Source organism: Kribbella sp. NPDC055110 (genome assembly GCF_053607525.1).
In genome coordinates this window covers 51,905-67,537 of the sequence record NZ_JBSGTS010000011.1, presented here as the reverse complement: position 1 = coordinate 67,537, position 15,633 = coordinate 51,905, and the positions used below count along the sequence as shown (strand labels likewise).

General features: G+C 69.2%; 15 protein-coding genes. 10 read left to right on the top strand and 5 right to left on the bottom strand.

Features of this window, described 5'->3' with window-relative positions:
- The first annotated feature begins 41 nt into the window (after positions 1–41).
- The 7 genes from ACWF0M_RS19210 (at position 42) to ACWF0M_RS19180 (ending at position 8,278) form a co-directional block, all read left to right on the top strand.
- Positions 42–1,349, top strand: coding sequence for an NYN domain-containing protein (locus ACWF0M_RS19210; protein ID WP_452237028.1), 1,308 nt, complete (start codon positions 42–44; stop codon positions 1,347–1,349).
- Positions 1,350–1,430: 81 nt separating this feature from the next.
- Positions 1,431–1,706: a hypothetical protein gene (locus tag ACWF0M_RS19205; protein WP_452237027.1), complete on the top strand. Its 276-nt coding sequence runs from the start codon at positions 1,431–1,433 to the stop codon at positions 1,704–1,706.
- A 213-nt stretch (positions 1,707–1,919) separates the two neighbouring features.
- Entirely contained in the window at positions 1,920–2,981 is a 1,062-nt protein-coding gene (locus tag ACWF0M_RS19200) for an NlpC/P60 family protein (protein ID WP_452237026.1), read from the top strand.
- A 109-nt stretch (positions 2,982–3,090) separates the two neighbouring features.
- On the top strand, positions 3,091–4,575 hold the full coding sequence (locus ACWF0M_RS19195) for a hypothetical protein (RefSeq protein WP_452237025.1): 1,485 nt from the start codon (positions 3,091–3,093) through the stop codon (positions 4,573–4,575).
- A complete protein-coding gene (locus ACWF0M_RS19190; protein ID WP_452237024.1) occupies positions 4,568–5,812 on the top strand; it encodes a M48 family metallopeptidase in 1,245 nt (414 codons plus the stop codon). The genes ACWF0M_RS19195 and ACWF0M_RS19190 overlap by 8 nt, the downstream gene beginning before the upstream one ends.
- On the top strand, positions 5,809–6,918 hold the full coding sequence (locus ACWF0M_RS19185) for a glycosyltransferase family 4 protein (RefSeq protein ID WP_452237023.1): 1,110 nt from the start codon (positions 5,809–5,811) through the stop codon (positions 6,916–6,918). Before ACWF0M_RS19190 ends, ACWF0M_RS19185 begins: the two co-directional genes overlap by 4 nt.
- A 196-nt stretch (positions 6,919–7,114) precedes the next feature.
- Positions 7,115–8,278, top strand: a complete 1,164-nt coding sequence (locus tag ACWF0M_RS19180) for an alanine--tRNA ligase-related protein (RefSeq protein ID WP_452237022.1) — start codon at positions 7,115–7,117, stop codon at positions 8,276–8,278.
- Here the strand turns inward: ACWF0M_RS19180 and ACWF0M_RS19175 are convergent.
- From ACWF0M_RS19175 to ACWF0M_RS19165, 3 genes are read right to left on the bottom strand one after another with little or no spacing between them, the layout of a single operon-like run.
- Positions 8,271–9,236, bottom strand: coding sequence for an EamA family transporter (locus tag ACWF0M_RS19175; RefSeq protein ID WP_452237021.1), 966 nt, complete (start codon positions 9,234–9,236; stop codon positions 8,271–8,273). The genes ACWF0M_RS19180 and ACWF0M_RS19175 overlap by 8 nt on opposite strands.
- A 45-nt stretch (positions 9,237–9,281) precedes the next feature.
- Entirely contained in the window at positions 9,282–9,953 is a 672-nt protein-coding gene (locus tag ACWF0M_RS19170; protein WP_452237020.1) for a hypothetical protein, read from the bottom strand.
- 26 nt (positions 9,954–9,979) lie between these two features.
- Positions 9,980–10,957, bottom strand: coding sequence for a DUF5937 family protein (locus tag ACWF0M_RS19165; RefSeq protein WP_452237019.1), 978 nt, complete (start codon positions 10,955–10,957; stop codon positions 9,980–9,982).
- A gap of 67 nt (positions 10,958–11,024) precedes the next feature.
- Here ACWF0M_RS19165 and ACWF0M_RS19160 point away from each other — a divergent pair, with 67 nt between their 5' ends.
- Positions 11,025–12,239 (top strand): MFS transporter, encoded by a 1,215-nt coding sequence (locus tag ACWF0M_RS19160; protein WP_452237018.1) that lies wholly within the window; start codon positions 11,025–11,027, stop codon positions 12,237–12,239.
- On the opposite strand, the gene ACWF0M_RS19155 is transcribed toward ACWF0M_RS19160, so the two are convergent.
- The gene (locus ACWF0M_RS19155) at positions 12,190–13,050 is read right to left on the bottom strand and encodes a helix-turn-helix transcriptional regulator (RefSeq protein WP_452237017.1); all 861 of its coding nucleotides are present in this window, start codon (positions 13,048–13,050) and stop codon (positions 12,190–12,192) included. The genes ACWF0M_RS19160 and ACWF0M_RS19155 overlap by 50 nt on opposite strands.
- A 101-nt stretch (positions 13,051–13,151) precedes the next feature.
- On the opposite strand from ACWF0M_RS19155, the gene ACWF0M_RS19150 reads away from it, so the two are divergent.
- A complete protein-coding gene (locus tag ACWF0M_RS19150; protein ID WP_452237016.1) occupies positions 13,152–13,556 on the top strand; it encodes a (R)-mandelonitrile lyase in 405 nt (134 codons plus the stop codon).
- 23 nt (positions 13,557–13,579) lie between these two features.
- Positions 13,580–14,617, top strand: coding sequence for a zinc-binding dehydrogenase (locus ACWF0M_RS19145; protein ID WP_452237015.1), 1,038 nt, complete (start codon positions 13,580–13,582; stop codon positions 14,615–14,617).
- Here ACWF0M_RS19145 and ACWF0M_RS19140 read toward each other — a convergent pair.
- Positions 14,614–15,630, bottom strand: coding sequence for a LacI family DNA-binding transcriptional regulator (locus tag ACWF0M_RS19140; RefSeq protein WP_452237014.1), 1,017 nt, complete (start codon positions 15,628–15,630; stop codon positions 14,614–14,616). The genes ACWF0M_RS19145 and ACWF0M_RS19140 overlap by 4 nt on opposite strands.
- Positions 15,631–15,633 lie beyond the last annotated feature (3 nt).

Sequence of the window (15,633 nt, the reverse complement as noted above, 5' to 3'; positions counted from 1 at the left end):
CAGCAGTTGCCGGCTCGTCGTTCCAGGCGGACTGCGGACCGGTGACTGAGGCCGGCACCGCCGCGAGCTCCGCCGCTACGACTTTGCCTGAACCGGTCCGGCAACGCGTCCTGACCCTCGCCGCGCACGCACTCGGCCAGTTGCCCGCGACCGACATCCCGGCGCCGCTGCGCCGGTTCGCCAGTTTCGCGCCGGCCAAGCGGGCGAAACTGTCCGCGTCGGTGCTCGGGCCGATCCTGGAGACCGACGACCATTTCCGCCGGCTCGCCGCCTTCGAGGTACGGCGGGAGCACCCGGAGCTGGGCGATGCGGTGGCAGACGGTATCGCCGTACCGGCCGCGGATCCGGTGGAGGTCGCCGCGCTCGCGTACCTGCTGCGCCCGGACGACTGGGAGCAGCACGTTGCCGCGGCCGCCCAAGTCCCGGTGGAGAATCCGCGCGCAGACGAGGAAGCCGTCAACCGGCTCGCAGACCAGCTCGATCAGGCGCGCACCGAGACCCGGCAGGTCCGCGAACGGCTTCGTGAACAGGTCAACGAGCTCAAGGCCGAGAACGTCACGCTCCGGCGCAAGCTCAACGAGGCGCGGCAGCGGATCACCGGCCTGCAGACCGAGGTCGAGCAACGCACCAAGGAAGCCGAGACTGCTGACGAACGCGTCGACGCGGCGCGTGCCGACGTCGAGCGTGAGCTGCGCAAGCTCCGCACGCGGATCACCGAACTGGAAGCGGTCGAGCACGCGGCCCGGCGTACGGCGGGACAGGAGCGGGAGCTCGCGTCGACGCGCACCCGGCTGTTGCTCGACACGTTGCTCGAGGCAGCGAGCGGCCTGCGCCGCGAACTGGCGTTGCCGCCCGGGGGAGAGCTCCGCCCGGCGGACACGGTGGCCGGCTCCGAACCCGAGGCGGCCCCTGTCGGACGTACGGCACCTGAGGACGACCCGGCGTTGTTCGACGAGTTGCTGGCGTTGCCGCAGGTGCATCTGATCGTCGACGGCTACAACGTGACGAAAACCGCCTGGCCGAACTCGCCGTTGCACTCGCAGCGTCAGCGACTCGTCACTGCGCTGGGCGCACTGGTCGCGCAACGCAGGATCGAGGTCACCGTGGTGTTCGACGGCGCCGAGCTGTCGGGGCCGGTGCAGCTGAACCCGCCGCGTGGTGTGCGGGTGCGGTTCAGCCCGGCCGGGGTGATCGCCGACGACGTGATCCGGCAACTGGTCCGCGCGGAGCCGCCCGGCCGTCCGGTGGTGGTCGTCTCCACCGACCGCGAAGTTGCCGAAAGCATCATCAAACTCGGCGCCCGCTCCCTGTCCGCAAGCAGCCTGACCGCACGCATCGCACGCACCTGACGACGAAAACTGTCGGCGGGGTTCTCTAGCGTCCTTCTCAGCCGGATGCAAGTCCGGGTGCTTCCCCACTTGGAGGATGTTGTGCTGATCGACTGCGACGCCTGTGTGATGAAGGGTCCGGGATGCCAGGACTGCGTCGTCACGGTGGTGCTGGCCATCTCTGCGGAAAAACACCGTTCGGAGGGACGGTCCGGCAGCCTGCGTATCGACGACGACGAGAAGGCCGCCCTGGACGCGCTCGCCGACTCGGGTCTGGTGCCACCGCTGCGCCTCGTGCACGCGGTCAGCAGTGTCGAGCCGGACATTGCTGCCGAATCGCTTGCCGGAGAAGACGAAACGGCCGTTGGGTCGGGATGATCCTTCGTTAATTTTCGATCAAACCCGAGGGGCGAATTGCACTGGTCACGAAACGGTCACTACTGTTACGCCCGTTGCCTCAGGGTGTCGGCCGCTCCGGCCGACCGGGCAGCGGCAAGCCGAGGGAGTGATCCGGCGGATCCCGTGGACAGATGTCCACGGAAGGCCTGGTCATCGGGGACGGCGTGAGCAGAGGAAGGGACCGACCGGGCTGTGTCCATCGGACGCATCAACCGCACCAAGGGAATCGCCCTCGCCGCCATCACCAGCACGGCTGTCGCTGCGGGTGTGTTCCTGATCCAGGGAGCGGCTGACGCCGACCCCAAGCCCACCCTGGACCAAGCGAAGAAGCAGATCGCGACGCTGCAGCACGAGGCCGAAGCGGCCGGCGAGTCGGCGAACGACCTGCGCGGCCAGATCACCGCCTCGAGCGCCCGCGTGAAGGCCCTGCAGGCGGGTATCGCCAAGCAGCAGGCCCAGGTGGACTCGGTGAAGCGGCAGATCGGCTCCCTCGCGGTGGCCGGCTACCAGACCTCGGGCATCTCCACGACTGCGCAGCTGCTGCTGTCGAGCAACCCGGACCAGTTCCTCAGCCAGGCGTCCACCGCCCAGGCCTTCGCCGGCCAGCAGAACTCGGCGCTGCGTCGCTACCAGGTCGCGCAGGGCAAGCTCACCGACCTGCAGGCCAGTGAGCAGACCGAGCTGGCCGCGCTGCAGGCCGTGCAGTCCAAGCAGGACGTTTTCAAGAAGCAGATCAACACCAAGCTCGACGCCGCTCAGAAGGTGCTCGATAAGCTCAGCGAGGCCGAGCAGAAGAAGATCGAGGAAGAGGCCGCCAAGCAGGCGGAGGAGGCGCGCAAGCAGCGCCCGACCCGCAGCGGCGACCGGACCGGCAACGACAAGAACCTGCCGAACGTTCCGGCCAGCGGCCGCGCGCAGATCGCGATCAACGCCGCGCTGTCCCAGCTCGGTGACTCCTACGTCTGGGGCGCCGCAGGCCCCAACTCGTACGACTGCTCGGGCCTCACGATGTACGCCTGGGGCAAGGCCGGCGTCTCGCTCTCGCACTCGTCGAAGGCGCAGGCCAGTGAGGGCCGCCGGGTCAGCAAGTCCGAGCTCATGCCGGGCGACCTGGTCTTCTTCTTCAGCCCGATCAGCCACGTCGGCATCTACCTCGGCAACGGCCGGATCGTGCACGCTCCCCGTCCGGGCAAGAGCGTCGAGATCGCTCCGCTCGACGAGAACCCGTACAACACCGCGGTCCGTCCGGGCTGACCTGCCACGTTGACATACTCATCGGCTCCGGGGAGATCCCTCCCCGGAGCCGAGCCATTTCCCTGGTGCTGCCGTTCGACGGTGATGCCGTAGTGTCGGAGGAGGCCGGGTGTCCCGCCTGACTGGGGCAGGTGAGCAGCGAGGGGCCGAGGTGATCGACGAGCACGGCGACACGGTTCCGCTGCCGGTGGTCCCGTCGGCCGGTCACTCTGAGGAGCCGATCGACCACTTGTCGGAGTCGTACGTCGACGGTCCGCAGCGCCCGCCGTTCGCGCCGATCCTGAAGAAGGTCGCCCTCGGCGTCGCCGTCTGCCTGGTCGCCGGAGCCGGGTACGCCGGCCTGCAGCACATCGCCAACGCCCCGGCCGACCCGAACGGCGCCGGAGCGCACCAGCCGTCGCAGTCGGCGTCGGCCACCCCCGATCAGGCTCAGGCCGGCGTACAGCGGGCGGTTGCGGGCGAGGCGGTGCTGCAGAAGATGACCGACGCGGTCGAGAACGAGAACCGCACCGAGTTCCTGAACACCATCGACCCGAAGGCCACCGCGTTCCGGACCAGCGCGCGGACGATCTTCAGCAATCTCAGCACGCTCCCGCTCGGCACCTTCCAGCTACGGTACGTGAGCGACGACAGCGCAGCCCTGACCCCGGACCGGCAGGCCGAGCTCGGCGGGACGCAGTCCTGGCTGGCGCAGGTCGAGGTCTCCTGGCAGCTCTCCGGGTACGACGTGAAGCCCGCGCGCGAGTCGCTCCCGGTGACGTTCGTGGTCCGCGACGGCAAGACGTACGCCGCCTCGTTCTCGGAGCGGTTCGTGGCGGGGCAGCGACGGCCGGTGTGGGCGCTCGGCCCGATCGACATCGCCAAGGGCAAGCACAGCCTGGTGATCAGCCTCGATTCGGAATCCGAGGCGAGAAGCTACGTGTCGGTCGCCGACAAGGCGGTCGAGTCGGTGACGAAGGTGTGGGGCAAGGGCTGGCGGCAGAAGGTGGTCGTCTACCTGCCCGCGAAACAGGCCCAGATGGAAGGTGTCCTCGGCGCGCAGCCGAACACGTACACCCAGATCGCCGCCGTCACGATGGCCGAGCTGGACACGCCGGCGATCGGCGCGCCGGTGCGGATCGTCGCGAACCCGAAGCTGTTCGAGGAGCTCGGCAAGCAGGGCCGGCGGATCGTGCTGACCCACGAGACCACGCACGTCGCGTCGACGGCGACCGCCTCGCCGGTGCCGTTGTGGCTCGCCGAAGGCTTCGCGGATTACGTCGCGTTCACCGCCGTACCCGTGCAGGACGAGTCGGCGGCGAAGGAGTTGTTCAAGGCGGTGCGCGCGGGGAAGGTCCCTGCCACGTTGCCGACACCGGAGGCGTTCGCGGCGTCGGCGACCGAGTTGCCGCAGGCGTACGAGTCGGCGTGGCTGGCGTGCCGGCTGATCGCCGAGCGCGAGGGGCAGGACAAGCTCGTGAAGTTCTACCGGGCCGTGGACGCGTCGAAGACCTCGGCCGGGCTGCCGGACGCGTTCAAGTCGGTGCTCGGGATGACCGAGGCCGAGTTCGTCGCCGAGTGGCAGAAGTACCTCAAGAGGCTCGCCGGTGCGTAAGCCGGCCAGCGGCGTGGCACCCAAAGCAGTCGGCGGTCTGCTGGCGCTGGCGCTGGTCTTCACGATCGCCGTCACCACGCCCTGGCACCTGATCGATCTGCCGAAGCCGGACGCCGCGCTGGACTTCACGGCCGCCGAGATCGCCCGCCAGAACGCGTTCCGGCACGAGATCCTCCGCTGGTCGACGGCGTCCTGGGTCATCTCGGTCGTGGTCCCGCTGGTGATCGGGTTCAGCCCGCTGGGCCGCAAGCTGTACGACGGTCTGCGCATCCGCTGGTGGTTCCTCGCCGTACCGGTCGCGGTCGCCGGGATCGCCCTGATCACCAACCTGCTCACCGTGCCGACCGACGTACTCGCCGAGCGGGTCAGCCTGAAGTACGGGCTGTCCGTGGAGAACTGGCGGTTGTGGGTCTGGGACCGCGGCGTGAACTGGGTGATCACCTCACTCGGTGTCGGGGTGCTCGCGATTGCCCTGGTGGCGTTGGCGAAACGCTGGCGCCAGGGCTGGTGGTTGCCCGGGGCAATCGTTGCCGCGCTGCTCGTGCTGGGCGTGTCGTTCGCGTACCCGGTGCTGATTGAACCGCGGTTCAACAACTTCACGTCGATGCCGGCCGGTGCCCTGCGCAACGATTTCCTGAAGCTCGCGGCGCAGGACGGCGTACCGGTGAAGGATGTGCTGGTCGCGGACGCGTCCAAGCGGACCACAGCTCTCAACGCGTACGTGTCCGGCTTCGGGTCGACCCGTCGGCTCGTCGTCTACGACACGCTCCTGAAGGACACCCCGCCCGCGCAGGTCCGGCTCGTGGTCGCCCACGAGCTCGGTCACGCCGCCGAGGACGACGTACTGCACGGCACGTTGATCGGCGTACTCGGTACGGCGTTCGGCATCACGTTGCTGTACTTGTTGCTCGGGGCCCGGATCGCGGACCCCCGGCGTACGGCGCTGCTGGTTGCCCTGATCGTGGCGGGTACGACGCTGGCGAGCCCGATTCAGAACCTGGTGAGCCGGAAGATCGAGGCGCGCGCCGACTACCACTCGCTCCGGCTGACGAACGACCCGCAGGACTTCGTCGCGATGCAGCACGACCTCGCTGTCCGGAACATCTCGGGCCTCGACCCGAGCCGCTGGCGGTACTGGATGTTCGCCAGCCATCCGACCCCGCCGGAGCGGATCGCGATGGGCCGCGCGTGGGCGGCCGGGAACGGCGGTACGGTCCCACCGCTGGCCCACCGATGACGATCCTCGTCGTCACCAACGACTTCCCGCCACGCCAGGGCGGGATCGAGACGTTCGTCCGCTCGTTGTGCGACCAACTGCCTGACGTCGTGGTCTACACCTCCCGCGAGCCCGGTGACACGGTGTACGACGCGACGCTGCCGTTCCCGGTGATCCGGGACCGCACGTCGATGTTGTTGCCCACGGCCCGTGTCACGAAGCGGGCCGCCGGGCTGATGCGCGAGTACGGCGCCGACCGGATCCTGTTCGGGGCGGCCGCGCCGCTCGGCCTGATGGGACCGGCGCTGCGGCGGGCCGGTGCGCGGCGGATCGTCGCGATGACGCACGGACATGAGACCTGGTGGGCCGGCGTACCCGGGGCTCGGCAGGCGCTGCGGCGGATCGGTGATGCGGCGGACACGGTGACGACGGTGTCGTCGTGGTGTGCCGATCGGATCGCGCCCGCGCTCTCACCGGCGGCCGCTCAACGGATGCGGAGGCTGACGCCCGGGGTCGACACGCGCCGGTTCGCTCCGGGGTGTGGGGGAGAGCAGATCCGCAAGGGGCTCGGGCTCGAGGGCGTTCCGGTGGTCGCGTGTGTGTCGCGGCTGATTCGCCGGAAAGGGCAGGACACGCTGATCCGCGCGTGGTCGCGGGTCCAGCAGTCGGTGCCCGATGCGCGGCTGCTGCTGGTGGGCGGCGGGCAGGACCGCGAATACCTCGAGCAACTGGCGGTCAGCGCCGGCGTGGCGGACGCGGTGGTGTTCACGGGGCCGGTTCCGTGGGTCGAGATTCCGCCGTACGTCGATGCGGCCGATGTGTTCGCGATGCCGTGCCGGACCCGGCGGTTCGGGCTGGAGCCGGAGGCGCTCGGCATCGTCACGCTGGAGGCGTCGGCCACTGGCAAACCGGTGCTGGTGGGGGACTCGGGTGGCGCCGCCGACACCGTGATCCACGGGAAGACCGGCTACCTGGTCGACCCGTACAACCCGGCGGCCATCGCGGTGCGCATCGTCGAGCTGCTCACCGACCCCCGCGAGTTGGGTGCGGCAGGCCGGAAGTGGGTCGAGGCCGAATGGACCTGGGACCGGTCAGGCGCCACGCTGAGAGAACTGCTGGACATCTGACGGCCGGGGTCGTGTACTCTGACCGACATGCACCGAATGTTCCGACTTGCCGCAGCCGTACGAGCTTCACGCTCTCCGGCTGCCGCGGCCTGACATTCCCAAACTTCCACCGGCGACCGGAAACGGTTCGCCGGTTTCGTTGTTTCTGTAGCCCGGTGGTCTGGTTCCGGTCCTGATTTCGACAAGGACGAGAACCATGAGCATCAGCAGGACTTTCATCGACTTCTTCCTCGACCGCGACCACGTCCCGACGACCGGGTCCACGCTCATTCCGCGGCTCGGCGATCCCGTGCTCTTCACGACCTCGGGGATGCATCCGCTCACGCCGTACCTGGAAGGCGAACCACATCCGCTGGGACGCAGACTCGTGGGCATCCAGCGATGCCTGCGAACCACCGATCTCGACGAGGTGGGGGATCCGACCCACCTGACGGTCTTCGAGATGCTGGGCTCGTGGTCGCTGGGGGACTACGGGAGCAGCGAGACGCTGAAGTGGGGCTACGAGCTGCTGACCACCCGCTTCGGCCTGGACCCGCGGCGGATGTACGTGACCGTGTTCGGCGGCGACGAGCAGGTGCCGCTCGACCAGGAGTCGCTCCGCACCTGGCAGGAGCTCGGGCTGCCGATCGAGCTGACCACCGACGACAACTGGTGGTCGAACGGCCCGACCGGCCCGTGCGGTCCGGACTCCGAGATCTTCGTGTGGACCGGCGGCAGGAACGGTGACTGGGAGCCGGAGGGTACGCCGACCACCGACGACCGCTGGGTCGAGGTGTGGAACCACGTGATGATGCGCTACAAGCGCGACGAGGACGGCTCGCTCGAGGAGCTGAAGCAGCAGAACATCGACACCGGTCTGGGTCTCGAGCGGCTGACGATGCTGCTCGAGGGCAAGCGGTCGGTGTACGAGACCTCGCTGTTCGAGCCGTGGATGCGGATCATCCCGAAGCTGTGGACGCTGGACGAGCGGTCGCAGCGGATCGTCATCGATCACCTGCGGTCGAGCATCGTGATCGTCGGCGACGGCGTGCACCCGTCGAACACCGGCCGCGGGTACGTGCTGCGCCGGCTGATCCGCCGGATGCTGACGATCCTGTGGCGCAACGACGAGTCACGGTCGGTGTCCGACGTGCCGATCGAGCTGTTCGAGCACACGCTGAGCCACTTCCACCAGGGCGAGACGGTGACGCTGATCCGGCGGATCCTGATCGACGAGGAGATCCGGTTCAGCAACCTGCTCGACCGGGGCCGGAAGGTGCTCAGCCACGAACGGTTCCACAAGTCCCTCGACGACACCGACTACGAGTACCTCCACGACACCCACGGCCTGCCCCGCGAGCTGGTGGATTCGCTCAGGTAACCGGATCCAGTACGTCGGTCCGGGAAGAATCGGGAATCTCCGGAGACGCGACCTTCCCCACCGACGACTGGGCCACGAATGCTCCTACGAGGACGATGGCGCCGCCGATGATCTGGTTGGTGCGGAGCGTTTCGCCGAGCAGGATCAGTGCGAAGACGCAGGCCGCGACCACCTCGACGTACGCGACCGCTCCCGCGATCGGTGCCGAGAGTCGCTGCACGGCGGCCGCGCCGGCCAGGTAGGCGACGACCGTGCTCACCAGGATCAGCCACGCGGCCATCACCCAGCCGGGCGCGTGCCGCTGGCCGATCGCGATCGAGTCGACCAGCACGTGCCACGGCGTACCCCACGGAGCCGCGATCAGCGTCAGTACGACGGCGCCGACCACGCTGCCCGCCGCGGTCATCACGAGCGGATCCGCGGCGCCGGTCAGCTTGTCGATCAGGATGAAGTACGTCGCCTGGCACGCGGCGGCACCGAGGCCCGCGAGCAGCCCGATCAGGTCGATCCGCAATCCGGACCAGATCTCGGCCACCGTCGCGAGACCGACCACCGCGATACTCACCCCGATCGCGGCAGACCGCGGTACGGCGACCTTCTGGCCGAACTTCAGCCACGCGACGACCAGCACCGGGCCGGAGAACTCGAGCATCAGCGCGACGCCGACCGGCAGCCGGCTGGCCGCGATGAAGAACAGCGTCTGGCAGCCGGCGATCCCGGTCAGGCCGTAGAGCACGAGCGCCTTCCAGGACGCCCGCGCCGCGCGCAGCCCGGCGCTCCCACGGAAGACCAGCACCAGCGGGACGAGGACCGCGGCGGCGCCCAGGATCCGTAACCAGGCCGCCTGTTGCGGCGTGAATCCGGCGCCGATCAGCGCTTTCGCGAACGGACCTGACCCGCCGAACGTGATCGCGGAGAAGATCGCGAACCCCAACCCCACCGACTTCGTGCTGTACATGGGCATAACCGTCTCATGCCCATTACATGGCTGTCGAGTGTGATCTCAGAGGATGTTCACCGCGCGGGCCGCGATGATCGCGACGGTGAGCAGCGCGATCGCCGACTGGATGCCCATCAGCGTCTTCGTCCGGGCCGTCAGCGGCATCGTGTCGGTCGGGCTGAACGCGGTCGCGTTCGTGAACGCGACGTACAGGTAGTCGGTGAACCCGGGCAGCCAGCCCTTCCACCCGGCCAGGTCGACGGTCATCTGCGGGAACAACAGGTCGGCGCGCTCCGCCTCCCGCGCGTGCTCCGGCGCCCGCGCGAACGGCCCGCCGCGGTCGATCTCCCAGTACCAGACCGCGAACGTGACCACATTCGTCACCCAGATCAGCACAGCGCTCTTGACCAGTACCTCCGCCTCGTTCGCGTCGCCGTTGTTCAGGAAGAAGATCATCCCGGCCAGGTAGTACGCGTTCACCGCGACGAGGATCGCGTCGAGCACGATCGCGACCGGTCGCAGCCAGGGCTCGTCACGGCGCAGGTGGAACGGGTTCATGTAGAAGAGCGGCAGCAGCAGGAGCCCACCGAGCACAGGCATCAGCCAGCGCGGCAGTGCGTTGACCTGCGGCGGGACCAGGAGTTGGAGGACGAGTACTGCGACGACGGCCAGCGAGGCCGGCCAGCGCCGGGTGTGACGGGTGCTGGGCGGAGGCGCCTTCGTCGGCTTGTTCATTGCAGCATTCTCGCGCCGCGGGCCTGCTATCCGACGGAGGCGTCGACGACGGCCTGTCCGGTTTCGGTACGCCGGTAGTGGACCTGGTGGCCGGTACGCCGACGTGTCGCGAGGCCCGCGTCGTACAGCGCCGACAGGTGTTCGGCGACGGTGGCGAGGGCGAGGTCGTACTGCGCTGCGAGCGCACTCGTGGTGGCGGGCGGGTCGAGTGCGACGAGGAGGGTCGCGCGGGTGCGGCCGAGGAGGCGGGCCAGCGGGTCCGGGGGAGCGGGGGCGTCGGACCAGAGGCGGGCGGCGCCGCGGGCCGGGTAGACGAGGGTCGGGCGGTACGCCGGGTCGACGACGATCACGAGGTATGGCCAGGCGAAGGCGCCCGGGACCAGGAGCAGGCCCTGTCCGTCGAGATCGCGGTCCTCGGAGCGGTAGCGGCCGGCGATCAGGCGGTCGTCCTCCCAGGCCAGGTTCGGGTGCAGATCGTCGAACAGTCCGGCCAGGCCGTCGTCGGTCAGTTGCTGACCGCGGTACGCGATGTCGTCCTCGAGGACGCGGCTGATCAGTGGCCAGTCCGGCTTGATGAGGGTCTCCCAGGCGCCTTCGATCTCGTCGGCGAGCCGTTCGCGGGTGCCGGCCAGGTCGTCGAGCATCTTGTCGATCTCCGGCGCGCCGGGGTTCTTCAGCTCGTCCCGCGACCGGATCAGTTCGGTACGGACCCGCTCGAGCGGGGTAGTGCGGACGCGGGCGATCTCGGTCGTGAACTTGGCCCGCGAGGCCTTCGGTGGCGGGGTCAGGAAGTCCGGCGTGAACCCGACGCGGGGCTGCACTGCCTTCAGCCCGCGCAGGTCGAGCCGGCCGGCCGGCTCCCGCTTCGCCGCGATCCAGTCGCCGTACAGCGGCCGGTGCTTCGATCCGTTCAGCACCCGCACCGCGGACATCGTCTCCCACAACGGCGACGCCCCGAACCGGCAACGCAGCGCGTCCGCCTGCGTGAACCGCAGTACCGTCATGAACCCAAACTTTCGGCCACAACCAAAACTCTACGCCGCCGGGCCGGGACGCGTGCACGCTCAGCGCGTGAGGTCCTACCGAGCTGTACTCAATCTTCCCGGCCTGCGCGCCGTGTACATCGCCCACACCGTCTCGATGCTGGGAACCGTGGCGGCGCAGGTCGCGCTGTCCATCCTGATCTTCGAGCGGACCGGATCGCCGTTGCTGTCGGCACTCGTTCTGGCCTGTTCCTTCCTGCCGTACGCCGTGAGTGGCGTGCTGTTCTCCTCGATCGCGGACCGATTCCCCGCGCGCCGGGTCCTGGTCGTGTGCGATGTGGTCAGCGCGGCCGCCATCGGACTGATGCTGACACCGGGAATGCCGGTAGGCGGGCTGCTCGGACTGCTCGTGATGACCGGGATCGTGGCTCCGGTCTTCGCGGGTGCACGGGCCGCCAGTCTCGCGCACCTGTTGCCGACCGACCTGTTCCCGGCCGGCAGGTCCTTGCTGAGGGCAATCAGTCAGGTCGCGGTGCTGACCGGGTTCGCACTCGGCGGGATCGCGGTCGCGGTGGTCGGCGCGAACTGGTTGCTGGCGCTCGACGCGGTGACCTTCGTCGCGTCGGCGGTGCTGATCGGGACGGGTACGCCGTACACGCCGCCGGGGGAACGCAAGAGCAACACGGTCCGGGAGTCGTGGGCCGGGCTGCAGATCCTGTTCGCCAACGCGAAGCTGCGCAACCTGATCCTGCTGACCTGGGTGGCTCCGGCGTTCTCGTCCGTCCCGGACGGACTGGCCGTCGCATACACCGCGCAGGTCGGCGCCGCGGCCGCGGCCGCCGGTGCGATGTTCACCGGGTACGCCGTCGGCAGTGTGCTCGGCGAGCTCGTCGTCGCACGCTTCACCCCTTCGGTGCGGCGACGGCTCGTCGTCCCGTTCCTCCTGATCAGCCAGCTGCCCGCGATCGCGTTCCTGACCACACCGCCGATCCCGGTCGCCGCGGTACTCCTCGCGATCTCCGGCGCGGGCTACGCGTTCAACCAGGGCATCGACCCGCTGATCCTGCAGCACGCCGACCCGACGTACCGCGGCCGCCTGTTCACCGTCCAAACCAGCGGCCTGATGGCAATCCAGGGCGTCAGCATCGCCCTCGGCGGAGTCGTCGGCTCCTTCGCCGCCCCCAACCTCACCATCGCCGCAGCAGGCATCCTCGGCACCACAACCACCCTGCTGATCGCCCGCCAGGCGCTCGCTAGTGCTGGGGGACCTCTGCGGTGGCGGCCCAGCTGGCGAGGAGTTTGAGGCTGTCGGCGGTGGGCGTGCCGGCGGGTGCGACGTAGACCAGGAGGGTGAGTCCTGGGTGGGCGGGGAGCTCCATCGCCTCGAAGGTGAGCTCGAGGTCACCGACGACCGGGTGGTGGAACTTCTTCAGGCCGGTGCGGTGGAAACGGACGTTGTGAGCGGCCCAGCGGGTGCGGAAATCCTCGCTGCGGGTGGACAGCTCACCGATGAGTTCGATCAGCAACTTGTCGTGCGGGTTGCGCCCGGCCTCGGAGCGCAGCATGGCGGCGATGTCGTCGGCGGCGCGTTCCCAGTCCTGGAAGAAGTCGTGTGACGCCGGGTCGAGATAGACGAAGCGGGCGCTGTTCGCGGGGCGGCGCGGGTCGGCGAGCAGCGGAGCGTGGAGCGCGCGAGCCATCCGGTTGGCCGCCAGCATGTCGTGGCGGGCGTTGCGGACCCAGGCCGGTGCATCGTTGATGGCGTCGAGCACGAGCTGGACGCTGGCCGGTACGCTCGCCGGCGCGGTCTTGCGGCTGCGCGCGGGCGTCGGCTCGGCGGCGCGGGCGAGGTCGAACAGGTGCGCACGCTCGGCGTCGTCCAATTGCAGCGCCCGGGCGAGCCCTTCCAGGACGGTGTCGGAGGCCCCGGCCAGGTTCCCGCGCTCGAGTCGCACGTAGTAGTCGATGCTCATTCCCGCCAGCATGGCGACCTCTTCGCGGCGCAGCCCCTTGACCCGGCGGTTGCCGCCGTACGCCGGCAGTCCCGCCTGCTCGGGGGTGATCCGCGCCCGCCTCGAGGCGAGGAACTCGCGGATCGCAGCTCGGTTGTCCATACCTCCACCGTAGACGGGTGCCAGGGACCGAAGGAGGTACTGGCGTTACCTGGAACGACAGGCACTCCCGCGGCCAGGCAGCAGGACGTTCACTGGCACACATGCAGAAACTTAAGAGGCCCGCGACCGCGAAAGGGCCGGGGGACTGGTTCGCCGGCGACGTCTGGTTCGACCAGATCTGCCGCGGTGAGGAACCGTCTCGCGCCCGGGTGAACACGGTGCACTTCGCACCCGGCGCCCACACCGCCTGGCACACGCACGCCCTGGGCCAGACCCTGCACGTCACCGAGGGCATCGGCCTGGTCGGTACCCGCGACGGGCAGGTGATCGTGATGCACCCGGGCGACACCGTCCACACCCCACCGGGCGAGTGGCACTGGCACGGTGCAACCGCCGACAGCTTCATGACCCACCTGGCCATCTGGGAAGGCACCGACGACCCCGACGTACCGGAGACAACCTGGGGCGAACACGTCACCGACACCGAATACCAACAGACCCGCTGACCCAGCAAGACAGAAGGATTCTTATGCGAGCTACCTACATGTACGGCGCGGGTGACGTGCGTGTTGTCGACGTGCCTGATCCGATCATCAAGGAACCGACTGACGCGATCGTTCGCGTTGTGCGGGCGTGTGTGTGCGGGTCCGACCTGCATCCGTATCACTCGATGGCCGTGAACCCGGACGGCAGTTCGATGGGGCACGAGTTCGTCGGTGTTGTCGAGGACGTTGGCGGCGACGTGAGCACGGTGAAGGTGGGCGACTTTGTGATTGCGCCGTTCGCCTGGTCCGACGGGACCTGTGACTTCTGTCGTGAGGGTTTGCAGACCTCCTGCCGGCACGGCGGTTTCTGGAATGCCGGCGAGGTCGGCGGCGGGCAGGCCGAGGCCGTGCGGGTCCCGCTCGCGGACGGCACCCTGGTCGCCGTACCGGTCGACGAGACCTCACCGCTGATCCCGTCGCTGCTCACCCTGTCCGACGTGTACGGAACCGGCTATCACGCGGCGATCAAGGCGAACGTCGGCCCGCGCACCAGCGTCACGGTGATCGGCGACGGTGCCGTCGGCCTGCTGGCGGTCCTGTCCGCGAAGCGGCTCGGCGCCGAGCAGATCATCCTCATGGGCCGCCACGCCGCGCGGACCGATCTGGGTCGCGAGTACGGCGCGACCGATGTCGTCGCCGAGCGCGGTGACGAGGGGATCGCTCGGGTACGCGACCTGACCGGTGGCGACGGTACGCACGTCGTACTCGAAGCGGTCGGCCATCGGCCCGCGTACGACCAGGCGATCGGCGTCGTCCGGGCCGGCGGTGTCATCAGTCGCGTCGGCGTACCGCAGTACAGCGACGCGCCCGTCGGGTTCCCCAGCCTCTTCGGGCCTAACATCACCCTGACGGGCGGCCCTGCGCCTGCCCGCGCTTACATCGAAACCCTGCTGCCCGACGTCCTCGCCGGAACCGTTGACCCGGGCAAGGTCTTCGACAGCGAGATCGCCCTCGCCGACGTGGCCGAGGGCTACCGCGCGATGGACGACCGCACCGCCCTCAAGGTACTGATCAGGCCTTAGGCGCTCGAGCGGATGACCAGCGGCGCAGTCACGAGCCGACCAGGCTCGTCCGGCTCGCCGCTGATCTCCCGCAGCGCGCGGTCGAACAGGCAGGCGGCGATGTCGCGCAGCGGGATCCGGGCCGTCGTGAGCGGTGTGTCGAGCATGCTCGCGAACGGGAAGTCGTTGAACCCGGTGACCGCGACGTCCTGACCGACCGCGATACCGCGCCGCTGCAGCGTCCGCATCGCGACCACCGCGAACGCGTCGTTGTCCGCGACGAACACGTCCGGCGGGTCGAGCTCCTCGACGTACGCCGCCACCGCTTCGAGCGAACCGAACGAGCGCGCCACCGTCGACGGGAACTCCCGGACGAACCCGTCCCTCCGCTGATGCACCCACGGCAGCGGACTGTCTGTCGCCAGGTACACCGCCCGCTCCCGGCCCGTCGACCGCAGATGCGCGGCGACACCGGCCATCGACGACTCGTTGTCCACGTCGACCCAGCACTGCCGATGCTCCGGCCCCGTCCGCCCGAACGCCACGAACGGGAACCGCCGGCGGCTGAGGAACTCGATCCGCTCGTCGTGCGGCATCGTCTCGAGTACGACGATCGCGTCGACCTGCCGCGCCGCGATCAGCTTCTCGTAGAGCGCGATCTCAGCCGTGGTCCCCGGTGCGCCCTCGGTCGGAGTCGTCACGTGGACGCCGTACCCGGAGACCGCGGCCGCCTTCACCAGGCCGCCGAGCAGTCCGTGCAGGAATCCACCCAGGCCCGGGTTGTCGGGGTCGTCGTCGGGCTCGTCCTCGAAGTACAGCGGCAGGCCGATCACCTGGCTGCGGCCCGACGACAACGCGCGGGCCGCGTGGTTCGGGATGTACCCGAGCTCCTGGATCGCGGCGCGCACGGTCTGGACGGTCGGTGGCGCGACGCGGTGCGGCGCGTTCAGCACGTTCGACACGGTCATCGCCGACACCCCGGCCAACCGGGCGACGTCCGCGACGGTCGTCCGTCGCGGCTTCTGTGCAGTCAATCG

What these genes read in the sequence shown, in the direction of transcription:
- ACWF0M_RS19145 (WP_452237015.1), top strand. Translation starts at nt 13,580, where the DNA reads ATGCGAGCTACCTACATGTACGGCGCGGGTGACGTGCGTGTTGTCGAC.
- ACWF0M_RS19165 (WP_452237019.1), bottom strand. Translation starts at nt 10,957, where the DNA reads ATGACGGTACTGCGGTTCACGCAGGCGGACGCGCTGCGTTGCCGGTTC.
- ACWF0M_RS19170 (WP_452237020.1), bottom strand. Translation starts at nt 9,953, where the DNA reads ATGAACAAGCCGACGAAGGCGCCTCCGCCCAGCACCCGTCACACCCGG.
- ACWF0M_RS19175 (WP_452237021.1), bottom strand. Translation starts at nt 9,236, where the DNA reads ATGTACAGCACGAAGTCGGTGGGGTTGGGGTTCGCGATCTTCTCCGCG.
- ACWF0M_RS19180 (WP_452237022.1), top strand. Translation starts at nt 7,115, where the DNA reads ATGAGCATCAGCAGGACTTTCATCGACTTCTTCCTCGACCGCGACCAC.
- ACWF0M_RS19155 (WP_452237017.1), bottom strand. Translation starts at nt 13,050, where the DNA reads ATGGACAACCGAGCTGCGATCCGCGAGTTCCTCGCCTCGAGGCGGGCG.
- ACWF0M_RS19185 (WP_452237023.1), top strand. Translation starts at nt 5,809, where the DNA reads ATGACGATCCTCGTCGTCACCAACGACTTCCCGCCACGCCAGGGCGGG.
- ACWF0M_RS19150 (WP_452237016.1), top strand. Translation starts at nt 13,152, where the DNA reads ATGCAGAAACTTAAGAGGCCCGCGACCGCGAAAGGGCCGGGGGACTGG.